This is a genomic window from Frigoribacterium sp. PvP032 (assembly GCF_017833035.1).
Lineage (GTDB): Bacteria > Actinomycetota > Actinomycetes > Actinomycetales > Microbacteriaceae > Frigoribacterium.
This window is the reverse complement of record NZ_JAFIBM010000001.1, coordinates 638,353-649,392: the sequence shown is the minus strand read 5'-3', so window position 1 is coordinate 649,392 and position 11,040 is coordinate 638,353. Positions and strand designations below refer to the sequence as shown.

At 72.7% G+C, this 11,040-nt stretch carries 10 protein-coding genes; 5 read left to right on the top strand and 5 right to left on the bottom strand.

The genetic code is table 11. The features are described 5' to 3' along the window. Positions 1–4 precede the first annotated feature (4 nt). Positions 5–457, top strand: coding sequence for a VOC family protein (locus JOE35_RS03010; RefSeq protein ID WP_209559801.1), 453 nt, complete (start codon positions 5–7; stop codon positions 455–457). Positions 458–587: 130 nt separating this feature from the next. Here JOE35_RS03010 and JOE35_RS03005 read toward each other — a convergent pair whose 3' ends face one another. Next, the gene (locus JOE35_RS03005) at positions 588–1,295 is read right to left on the bottom strand and encodes a hypothetical protein (RefSeq protein ID WP_209559800.1); all 708 of its coding nucleotides are present in this window, start codon (positions 1,293–1,295) and stop codon (positions 588–590) included. A gap of 141 nt (positions 1,296–1,436) precedes the next feature. On the opposite strand from JOE35_RS03005, the gene JOE35_RS03000 reads away from it, so the two are divergent. The 4 genes from JOE35_RS03000 to JOE35_RS02985 all read left to right on the top strand — a co-directional run bounded on the left by JOE35_RS03000 (position 1,437) and on the right by JOE35_RS02985 (position 6,841). Continuing rightward, entirely contained in the window at positions 1,437–2,564 is a 1,128-nt protein-coding gene (locus tag JOE35_RS03000) for a glycosyl hydrolase family 18 protein (protein ID WP_209559799.1), read from the top strand. Between the two features lie 81 nt (positions 2,565–2,645). Next, a complete protein-coding gene (locus JOE35_RS02995) occupies positions 2,646–4,073 on the top strand; it encodes an alpha-amylase family glycosyl hydrolase (protein ID WP_209559798.1) in 1,428 nt (475 codons plus the stop codon). 171 nt (positions 4,074–4,244) lie between these two features. Then, positions 4,245–6,062, top strand: a complete 1,818-nt coding sequence (locus JOE35_RS02990) for a sodium:proton antiporter (RefSeq protein ID WP_209559797.1) — start codon at positions 4,245–4,247, stop codon at positions 6,060–6,062. Positions 6,063–6,139: 77 nt separating this feature from the next. Further along, positions 6,140–6,841 (top strand): hypothetical protein, encoded by a 702-nt coding sequence (locus tag JOE35_RS02985; RefSeq protein ID WP_245186035.1) that lies wholly within the window; start codon positions 6,140–6,142, stop codon positions 6,839–6,841. A 547-nt stretch (positions 6,842–7,388) separates the two neighbouring features. Here JOE35_RS02985 and JOE35_RS02980 read toward each other — a convergent pair. The 4 genes from JOE35_RS02980 to JOE35_RS02965 form a co-directional block, all read right to left on the bottom strand. Next, entirely contained in the window at positions 7,389–8,309 is a 921-nt protein-coding gene (locus JOE35_RS02980) for an ABC transporter substrate-binding protein (RefSeq protein WP_209559796.1), read from the bottom strand. A gap of 125 nt (positions 8,310–8,434) precedes the next feature. Further along, positions 8,435–9,229, bottom strand: a complete 795-nt coding sequence (locus tag JOE35_RS02975; RefSeq protein WP_209559795.1) for an ABC transporter permease — start codon at positions 9,227–9,229, stop codon at positions 8,435–8,437. Further along, complete coding sequence (locus JOE35_RS02970; RefSeq protein ID WP_307802910.1) at positions 9,226–9,879, bottom strand: ABC transporter permease; 654 nt, start codon at positions 9,877–9,879, stop codon at positions 9,226–9,228. Before JOE35_RS02970 ends, JOE35_RS02975 begins: the two co-directional genes overlap by 4 nt. Then, positions 9,876–10,934 (bottom strand): ABC transporter ATP-binding protein, encoded by a 1,059-nt coding sequence (locus tag JOE35_RS02965; RefSeq protein WP_209559794.1) that lies wholly within the window; start codon positions 10,932–10,934, stop codon positions 9,876–9,878. Before JOE35_RS02965 ends, JOE35_RS02970 begins: the two co-directional genes overlap by 4 nt. Positions 10,935–11,040 lie beyond the last annotated feature (106 nt).

Here is an 11,040-nt window from a genome sequence, read left to right as displayed (position 1 = left end):
CCCCATGACCGACCCCGTCGTCACCCCGCTCGGCTTCTCGCACGTGCGCCTCACCGTCACGGACATCCGGCGCAGCAAGGCCTTCTACGAGCAGCTGTTCGGCATGCCTCCCGGCAGCGACTTCAGCGACCAGATCGACGACCCGACGATCCACGACGACCCGCAGCGCACCTACGGCGGCTGCTCGTTCACGTTCGGCGGCCAGACCCTGGGGCTGCGTCCGGTCGCTCCGGCCGGCGACCGCTTCGACCCCGACCGGGTCGGGCTCGACCACCTGAGCCTCCGCGTCGGCTCCGTCGACGAGCTGCACGCGGCGGCCGAGCGGCTGGAGGCCGCTGGCATCGTGCACGGCGAGGTCACCGACCTGCCCGCGTTCGGCCTCGTCGTCCTGTCGCTGCAGGATCCCGACGACGTCGCCCTCGAACTCGCCGCCGCCCGTCCCGGCGGTCGCGCCTGACCCGTCGAGTTGCCCCGATGTGCGGCCCGACGGCCGCGAGAGCAGCCCTTCGGGGCAACTCGACGCATCCCGCCGGCGCGCGAGCGCGAGCGCGAGCGCGAGGGGGCGGGCGCGAGCGCGAACGCGGGCGTCAGCCCCAGATGCGGGTGACGATCGCGCCGAGCAGGTCGTCCGTGGGGTAGTTCGACTGGGTCACGCTCACGACCACGTCGTCCCGCACGAGGACGGTCTCGGCCGAGGTCGTCCCGTACTGCTCCTCGACGCGGCTGTACTGGCACACCGTGCCGCCGAGGCGGTCCGTGCAGTCGTACACGACGCCGTTCCGCAACTCGCTCTGGGCGGCAGCCGGGTCGGCCAGCCAGGCCGGGTAGGAGGCGGCGGTCGCGGAGTCGACCGTGGCCACGTCGACGAACAGGCCCGTGATGTCGGCCCGAGGGTCGCGCCAGCCGCAGGTCAGCTGGGTCGCGGCCCGGACGACCTCGCCAGGGTCGGCGCCCTCGGGTGCCGGGCTCGGCTGGAGCTGGCCCGTCTGTCCCGTGAAGAAGTCCGGGTCGTTCAGCGGCGTGTCCCCCATCGTCGCGGCGTAGGTCGCCGGGTCGACGATGTCCGTGCAGTCCGTGGGGATCGAGGCCACGGCGGGCGTCGGCTCGGGCGAGGGAGACGGTGCCGCCGTCGACGGCGACGGGCTCGCGGCCGTGTCGGTGGCCGTGGGCCGAGGCGTCTCCGAGGAGGCGCCTCCTGCGCTGCCTGCCCCGCCGGCGCACCCTGCCAGCGAGAGGGCGAGCGCCGCGACGGCGCCTAGTGTCGTGACGACGGTGATCGAGTGCGTGTTCCTCATGGCGTGGGTCCCCCCGGACGGTCTCGGCCCCCGGGGTCGGAGGCCTCGGGTCGCGCTGCCCACGCTAGGCGGCGGGGCGGGTCGGCGCGTCATCCTGCAGCGTGAGTGCGCATCGGCCGCAAGTCGTCGTACGCTCCGTCCATGACACCGACGTCCGTCCGCACACGCTCCGCCCGGGTCGCCGTCATCGCTCTGCTCGCCCTGGTGCTGGGCGGGTGCACCTCGGCGACCGGCGTCTCCTCGTCCGGGGCGCCGTCCACCTCCTCGTCGGGGGCGGCGCTCGACGACGACGCCGCTGCGGCCGACGCCGAACCGGCCGATGCCGTCGCGACGGCCCCAACCCTCGACGTGACGGGCTTCGTGCTCGAGGGCGACGACCTCGGCCTCGTGGACGCGAGCGCCGCCTCCCTCGACGTGGTCAGCGTCGACGGCGTGCTGCTGGCCGCCGACGGCGCGAGCGTCAGCGCCCCCTCGCTCGAGGCCGAGGCGCAACGCGACGCCGCCCACGCGCAGGGTCTGCAGGCGCAGCTGCTCGTGAGCAACTACGACGACGCCCTCGGCGACTTCAGCACGCCGATCGCGACCGCCCTGCTGACGAGCCAGGCCAACCGCTCGGCCGTCGTCGCCGACCTCGTTTCGCGCGTGCAGACCGGCGGCTGGGACTCGCTGATGATCGACCTCGAGAGCCTCACGAGGACCCACGCCGCCGGCCTCACGGCGTTCGCCGGCGAGCTGCGCACCGCCGTCGGGCCCGACGTGCGGCTCGACCTGGCAATGCAGGCCTCGACGACGGTCGAGGGCTACGCCGAGCGCGGCTACGACGTCCCGGCCCTCGCCCTGTCGCTCGACCACCTCGCCCTGATGGCCTACGACCAGCACGGCCTGTGGGACCCGGACACGCCCGGTCCCGTCGGCGCCCTCGACTGGACGATCGACTCCCTCGCCGCCCTCACGGAGCTCGCGCCGACCGACCAGGTCGTGCTCGGCGTCGGTGGCTACGGCTACCGCTGGGGCGGCACGGGCCCTGCTGCTACCGGCCCGCTGACCGACGAGGAGGCGCGCGACCGCGTCGAGGACGCCGGCGGCGACGCCCGCTGGGACTCCACGGCCGCCGAGCAGACCGCGACCCTCGACGACGGCGAGGTGCTCTGGTGGTCGGACGCCCGCTCGCTCGACACGCGCGTGTCGCTCGCCCGCGGCCTCGGGCTGGCCGGCGTCGCCGTCTGGTCGCTCGGCCTCAGCGACCCGATCGAGCTCGACGCGGACTGACCCGCGACCCCCGAGGCCGCGCAGCGCACACGACGACGTGCGCGCGGACCAGCCCGAGCGCCCGCCGCTACCGTGGCCCGCATGCAGCACAGCACCCCGACCACCCCCGCCAGCACCAGCTCCGGCACCAGCGGCGCCCGCACCCCGATCGCCTCCGGCCGCGCCTGGACCGAGCACGTCATCTGGTGGCACGTCTACCCGCTGGGGTTCGGCGGGGCCGACACGACCGGGGCGGACCGCTCGCCGCAGCCGCGCCTCCTCGATCTCGTGCCGTGGCTCGACCACCTGCTCGCGCTGGGCGCGAACGGGCTCGCGCTCGGACCCGTCTTCGCGTCGTCGACGCACGGCTACGACACGATCGACTGGTTCCGCGTCGACCCGCGCCTCGGCACCGACGACGACCTCGTGACGCTGATCGAGGCCGCTCACGCCAAGGGCGTGCGGGTGATGCTCGACGGCGTCTTCAACCACGTCGGCCCCGAGTTCCCGGCCCTGCAGGAGGCGCGGGCCGACTCGTCCTCGCCGGCCGCCGCCCTGTTCCGTCGCGACGAGCACGGCGAGCTGGCGACCTTCGAGGGGCACGGCGGGCTGATCGCGCTCGACCACTCCTCGCCCGAGGTCGTCCGCACCGTCGCCGACGTGCTCGTGCACTGGGCCGACCGCGGCGCGGACGCCTGGCGCCTCGACGCCGCCTACTCGGTGCCGTCGTCGTTGTGGGCCGAGGTGCTGCCGCCGCTGCGCGAGCGCCACCCCGACGTGTGGGTCGTCGGCGAGGTGCTGCACGGCGACTACGCCGCGGCCGTCCGCGACGGAGGCCTCGACAGCGTCACCCAGTACGAGCTCTGGCAGGGCACCTGGCACGGCATCCAGGACGTCAACCTGCACGAGCTCGCCTGGGCCCTCACCCGCCACGACGAGTTTCTCGACGAGTTCGCGCCGCTCACGTTCGTCGGCAACCACGACGTCACTCGCATCGCCAGCCAGATCGACGACGAGCGCCACCACGCCCACGCCGTCGTGCTGCTCTTCACCCTAGGCGGCGTGCCGTCCGTCTACTACGGCGACGAGCTCGGGCTGACGGGACTGAAGGAGGAGCGGGTCGGCGGCGACGACGCGGTGCGTCCCGCGTTCCCCCGCTGGTCGGGCGACGGCGACGGCGCCGCTGACGGTGTCGTGTCGCTCGTGGCCGGTGCCGACCCTGCCGTCCTGGCCCTGCACCAGGAGATGGTCGGCGTCCGTCGCCGTCACCCGTGGCTGCACGCTGCGCGCTCGCGCGCGGTGTCGGTGACGAACGAGACGCTCGTGCTCGAGGTGCGCGGGGCTGGCACCCGGTCCGACGGCGCCGACGAGGTGCTCGTCGTCGCGCTCAACCTCGGCGACGAGCCCCTTCGCGTCGCGGACCCCGCGCCCGCCGCCGACGGCTGGGTCGCCGGCCGCGACGCCGGGCTCGACGGCGACGTGCTCGTCGTCGGCCCGCACGGCTGGGCCGTGGTCGCGCCCCGCGCCTGACCGCCTACCCGCCTGCCCGCCTGCCCGCCTGCCCGCCTGCCCGCCTGAGGATCCTCTCGAGGGCGGGTCGTCCGGGCCGAGGGCGGGTCGCGGCGGACCCGCCCTCGGCCCGGAACACCCGCCCTCGACCGGAGCTCGTGCGGCACGATGCGCCCGTGCCACAGTGGTGCCGTGACCGAGACCCTCCTCCTGCTCGTGGCCGGCCTCGTGGTGATCGCGGCCTCGACGGTCGTCGGGCCGCGGCTCGGCGTGGCCGCGCCGCTCCTCCTCGTGGCCGTCGGGGTGGGCGCCAGCTTCCTCCCGGCGCTCGACTCGGTCGAGATCGATCCCGAGCTGATCCTCGCGGGGGTGCTGCCGCCGCTGCTGTACTCGTCGGCGGTGTCGATGCCGGCGATGAACTTCCGGCGGGAGTTCGGCGCGATCAGCGGCCTGTCGGTGCTGCTGGTCGTCGCCAGCTCGCTGCTGCTCGGCCTGTTCTTCTCGTTGGCGCTGCCCGACCTCGGCTTCGCGTGGGGCGTCGCCCTCGGCGCGATCGTCAGCCCCACCGACGCGGTCGCGACGTCGATCGTCAAGCAGACGTCGGTGTCGCGCCGGGTGGTCGCCATGCTCGACGGCGAGAGCCTGCTCAACGACGCGACCGCGCTGGTGCTGCTGCGGACGGCGATCGTGGCGACCGCCGCCTCCTTCTCGTTCTGGGGCGCCGTCGGCAGCTTCGCGTACTCGGTCGTCGTGGCTGTCGTGATCGGGCTGGTGGTCGGCGCCGTGAACCTCGCGGTGCGGCGACGGCTGACCGACCCGACCGTCAACACGGTCATCTCGTTCGCGGTGCCGTTCCTGGCCTCGGTGCCGGCCGGTGCGGTGGGCGCGTCCGGACTGGTCGCCGCGGTGGTCGCCGGGCTGGTGACCGGCGTGCGGGGGCCGCGCGAGCTGTCGCCGCAGTCGCGCCTGTCGGACGGGCAGAACTGGCGCACCGTCGAGCTCGTGCTCGAGGGCGCGGTGTTCCTGACGATGGGGCTGCAGATCCGGTCGATCGTGATCGCCGTCGAGCAGGACCACGCGGGCCTCGCCCCTGCCCTCCTCATCGCCGTGGGGGCGCTGGTGCTGACGGTGCTCGTCCGGGCCGCGTACGTGGCGCCGCTGCTGCGCGTGCTCGCGGCACGGGCCCGGCACGCCGAGTCGATGCGTCCACGGGTCCGCGACATGCACGAACGGATCTCGACCAGCGAGGGCACGCAAGAGTCCTTCGCGGAGATGAACCGAGGCAGACGGACGCCGTCGCCCCGGGCCCTCGACCAGTTCGCCCGCCGGGTCACGCAGGGGCTCGCCGACATCGAGTACTTCCGCGCTCAGCCCCTCGGCTGGCGGGACGGCACCGCCGTGGTCTGGGCCGGCATGCGCGGCGCGGTCACGGTCGCGGCGGCACAGACGCTGCCCGACGACACCCCGCAGCGTCCGGTGCTCGTGTTGATCGCGTACGCGGTGGCAGCGCTGTCGCTGCTGGTGCAGGGCGGCACGATCGGGCCGCTGCTGCGTCGCATCGCGGCACCCGTCGACGAGGAGGCGGCACACCGGCAGACGGAGTCGGAACGGCGCCGCCTCGTGGTGCTGCTCCGCGACACGGCTGCCACGGTGCCCGGCGGCGAGGCGGTGCGCGACGCGGCGCGACGGATCGGGGAGCGACCGGAGCAGGACGCGGGCCAGGACGCAGGCCAGGACGCGGACGCCGACCTGGACGACGACGCCAGGCGCGCCCGGATCGACGCCGCCGTCCGGCACACGCTCGCCGTGCTCGCAGCACAGCGGGCCGCGCTGCTCGACGCTCGCGACGCCGGCACGTTCGACGCCGACGTGCTGGCCGAGTCCCTGGCCGATCTCGACGCGTCCGAGATCGCGATCCGGCTGCGGGGGCGGGTGCCACACGAGCCCACGACGAGTAGGCGCGGCCGTCCAGAGCAGCCGCCTCACGACCCGAAGGTCACGGACTCATAACGGGACCAGTCGTTCTGCGCGAGGGTGGCGAACCCCTGTCAACTCCCCACCGGGAACCACAGACAAGGAGAACCATCGTGAACATCTCACGCAAGACCATCACCAAGTCCGCCTTCGGCATCGTCGCCTCCGGCGCCCTCATCTTCAGCCTCGCCGCCTGCTCCTCCAGCGACGCCGGCTCGACCTCGTCGTCGTCCGCCGCCCCCTCGTCGTCCTCGTCGGCCGCGTCCACCGAGCCCCTGGCCTCGCTCCCCGACCTCAGCAAGGGAGTCGACACCCAGGTCGCCGTCGACGCGTCCTTCGTCGACGCCCTCGGCACCCTCGGCCTCACCCCCGGAGTCGTCGGCACCGCCGGCTTCACCGACGGCACCTTCTCCTTCCCCATCACCGGCGGCAACGTCGACTACTACGACCCCGCCAGCGACGTCCGCCCCTACGTCCAGGGCGAGATCGACCACGACGGCTCCGGCCTGTCGCTGACCGCTGCCGACGGCACCGTCGTCGAGCTCACCGACTTCCGCATCGACCCGGGCGAGAGCAAGCTCTACGGCACCGTCACCGCCAACGGCACCGTCGCAGCAGAAGACGCCTACCTCTTCAACCTCTACGGCGGCACCCTGAAGCCCCTCCAGATGGAGGGCACCAACGCCGTCCTCGAGGGCACCACCGTCCACATCAGCCCCGACGCCGCAGCCCTGCTGAACCAGACCTTCAACACCGACGCCGTCCAGGACGAGATGCTCGTCGGCGTCGCGAAGATCACCGTCGCCACCGAGTAGTACTCATCGAGGAAGGCTCCTCGAGCACCTCACCCGGCTGGCGTCCCCCGTCGGCACCCGCCGACGTTCCCGGTGAAGCCCCGTCCCGCACCCTGCGGGACGGGGCTTCCCGCGTCTCCCGCCGGATCCGGCCCCGCACCCTGCCGGCCGAGGCATCCCGCCTCGCCCGGCCCGCGCCTCCTCGTGCTCAGCAGCTCTCTGCATTCAGGAGAACGCGACCCGCACCTCCTGAACTGTGCACGACTCAGGACTGCGGCTCCCTCCGTTGCGCAACTCAGGACTCATGTTCCTGAATGAGGAGAGCAACCCGCCCAGCCCGGGCCTCAGCTCCTGCCTACTGCCTCCGCATTCAGGAGAACGCGGGCCGCACCTCCTGAAATGTGCACGACTCAGGACTGCGGCTCCCCCCGTTGCGCAACTCAGGCCGCATCTTCCTGAATGAGGAGAGCGAGGCGGACAGGGGTCGAGACGACGAAGAAGGTCCTCCCCGAGACCGGGGAGGACCTTCTTCGTCGGTTCGCGTGAGCGACCCAGGGGGCAGAGCGACCTACAGGAGGTCGTACTCCGTGAGGAACGCGGTGGCGACGCTCGCCGAGTCCTTCTTGTCGACCTGCACCATGGCGAGGTACTCGGTGAGGTTCTCGGTGGTGAGCGCCTCCGAGACGCCGTTCAGCGCCTCCTCGACGGTGTCGCTCGACTTGTCCTCGCGGATGATCGGCACGATGTTCTCCGACAGGAAGAGGTTCTTCGTGTCCTCGAGGGTGACGAGGTCGTTCGTCGTGATGGCGGAGTCGGTCGAGAAGAGGTTCGCGACCTCGACGTCGCCGTTCTCGAGCGCGGCGAGCGTCAGCGGTCCGCCGGCGTCGAGGGGCACGAACTCCTTGAAGGTGAGGCCGTAGACCGACTCGAGGCCGACGACGCCCTGCTGGCGCTCCGCGAACTCGGGGCCGCCGGCGAGGCGCAGCTCGCCCGCGACGGGCTCGAGGTCCTCGATGGTGCTGAGGCTGTACTGGTCGGCCGTCGCGCGGGTGACGGTGAGCGTGTCCTTGTCCTCGGCCTCGGACTGCGGCAGCGAGACGATGCCGTCGGGCAGCACGTCCTGCAGCGCGTCGTAGACGTCGTCGGGCGAGGTGACGCCCTCGTCGACGCCGTCGGTCGACAGCGCGGCGAGCAGCGCGCCGTTGTACTCGGGCAGCAGGTCGATCGAGCCGTCCTCGAGCGCCTTGAGGTAGACCTCGCGGGCGCCGATGTTGAAGGTGCGGCTGACCTTCACGTCCTTGGCCTCGAGTGCCTGGGCGTAGATCTCGCCGAGCAGCTCGCTCTCAGGGAAGTTCGCCGAGCCGATGGCGATCGTGTCGCTGTCGGACGACGAGCCGCCGCCGGTGCTGGCGGTGGGGTCGGAGCAGGCGGACAGCGCGAGGACGCCGACGCCGATGACGCCGATGGCGCCGAGGAGGGTCTTCTTCATGGGATGTGAGCCTTTGCTCTCGTGCACCGGACGATCGGTCGTCCGGGTGCGGGTCTGGGTGTGAGGGGATGACCAGGAGGTGCTGGTCGGGTCGAGGAGGCGCGGGCCGGGAGGCGCGCGCCGGGTCAGGAGGACGCGCCGTCGCGCCCCGAGGAGACGGGCTCGGGCGTCGAGGTCGTGGCCGCGACCCCGTCGGCAGGGGCCAGAGCCGGAGCGGATGCGGCAGGTGCGGCGCGCCGCAGCCGACGCGGGATGCGCCCGGTCAGCCCGGGCGACACGACGAGCCGCTGCGTGCCCGCGGCGAGCAGGTCGAGCACGATCGCCAGCGCGGCGACGACGACGGCACCGGCGACGACGCGGCCGTAGTCGTTGAGCGACAACCCGTCGATCAGCAGCCGGCCGAGCCCGCCGATGCCGACGTACGCGGCGACCGTCGAGGTGGCGACGACCTGCAGCAGCGCGTTGCGGAGGCCCGACGAGATCAGCGGCAGCGCGATCGGCACCTCGACCTTGAAGAGCACCTGCAGCGGCCGCATCCCCATGCCCCGCGCGGCGTCGATCGCGGCGGGGTCGACGGCGCGGATGCCCGCGTACGTCGTGGTGAGGATCGGCGGGATGGCCAGCACGACGAGGGCGATCAGCACGGGGCCGAAGCCGAGGCCCATGATCACGACGAGCAGGATGATCAGGCCGAGCGTCGGCAGCGACCGGCCCGCGTTCGCGGCGTTGATCGCGATGAACGAGCCCTTGCCGGTGTGGCCGATGTAGAGCCCGAGCGGCAGCGCGATCACGGCCGCGACGACGAGCGCCTGCACCGTGTACCAGAGGTGCGTGCCGATCAGCGCGGGGATGGAGGCGCGCACGCCCCCGCCCTGCCAGTTGGCGGGGTCGAGCAGGTAGCCGAGCAGTCCGTCGCTCATGCGGCGATCCTCCCTGCCGCGCGCGTCCAGGGCGTCACGCGACGCTGGATCAGCACGATGACGCCGTCGCAGACGGCGGCGAGCAGCACCGAGAGCACGATGCCGACGACGATCGGCGGCGCGTAGTCGAGCTGCTGGCCGCGGGTGAAGAGGGCGCCGAGGCCGCCGACGCCGATCAGGGCGCCGACGCTGACGAGGCTGACGTTGGCGACGGTCGCGACGCGGAGCCCCGCGAGCATCACCGGCAGCGCGATCGGCAGCTCGACCGAGACGAGGCGCCGGAGGCGGCGGTAGCCCATCGCGGACGCGGCCTCGGTCACGAGCGGGTCGACCGACTTGAGCCCGTCGGCCACGACCCGCACGAGCAGCGCGACCGTGTACACGGTGAGGGCGATGATGATGTTGAGCGGCGACAGGATGCGGATGCCGACGATGGTCGGCACGAGCACGATCAGCGCGATCGACGGCACCGCGTAGAGGATGCCGCTGAGGTTGAGCAGCGGGTGGTAGAGGAACCCGAAGCGGACGGCGAGGTAGCCGATCGGCAGGGACACGACGATGCCGATCAGCACCGGCACCAGCGCGAGGAACACGTGCTGCGACAGGGCGGCCTGGATCACCGCGACGTTGTTCTGCAGGTACTGGATCACGCCGGGTCGACCTCCCGTCGACGGCGGGCTTCCAGCTGCTGCATGAGGCTGGTGTGGCGGATCACGCCGTCGGCCACCCCGTCCTCGTCGACGCGGACGACCACTCCGACCGGCGACGTGATCGCGAGGTCGGTCACGAGGCGCAGCGAGTCCGTCGACCGGAACGCGCCTCCGTGGGGCGTCGGGGAGGCGGTCGACCCGAGACCGGGGCCGGTCCAGCCGAGCGGCCGGCCGGCCTGGTCGAGCACGAGCTGCTCGGGGCCGGTCGTGACCTCGGACAGGGGCGCGACGTCGAGCCCGGCGGCCGAGTCGAACGAGAGGCTGCGGAAGCCGCGGTCGCGACCGACGAAGCCCGCGACGAAGTCGTCGGCCGGGTTCGCCAGAAGCTCGCGCGGAGTGGCGAACTGGGCGAGGCGGCCGCCCTCCTGGAACACGGCGACGTTGTCGCCGAGCTTGATCGCCTCGTCGATGTCGTGGGTGACCATCGCGATGGTCTTGCCGAGGTCGCGCTGCAGGCGGAGGAACTCGGCCTGCAGGCCCTCGCGGACGATCGGGTCGACGGCGCTGAAGGGCTCGTCCATGATCATCACCGGCGGGTCGGCGGCGAGTGCGCGGGCGACGCCGACGCGCTGCTGCTGACCGCCCGACAGCTGCACCGGGTAGCGGTCGGCCATCGCCGGGGTCAGCCCGACGCGCTCCATCAGCTCGACCGCGGTGGCGCGGGCCGCCTTCTTGTTCGTGCCGACCAGGGCAGGCACGGTCATGATGTTCTCGACGATCGTGCGGTGCGGGAACAGGCCGGCGGCCTGGATGACGTAGCCGATGCCGCGGCGCAGCAGGGCTTCGTCCTGCCCGGCGACGTCGACGCCGTCGATCAGCACGCGGCCGGTCGAGGGGGTGACCATGCGGTTGATCATCCGGAGCGAGGTGGTCTTGCCGCAGCCGGACGGGCCGACCAGCACGGTGAGCTCGCCGGTCGGCAGAGTCATGTCGAGCTGCTCGACGGCGACCGTGCCGTCGGGATAGACCTTGCTGACGCCCTCGAACGTGATCATCTGTTCTCCTTGCCTGTCGGAACCGTGGTGGCCGGGTGTTCGACATGACCGGTAGAACAGCCATTCATCGATCATTGTCCCCGATGCGCGACCGATGCGTCGCGAT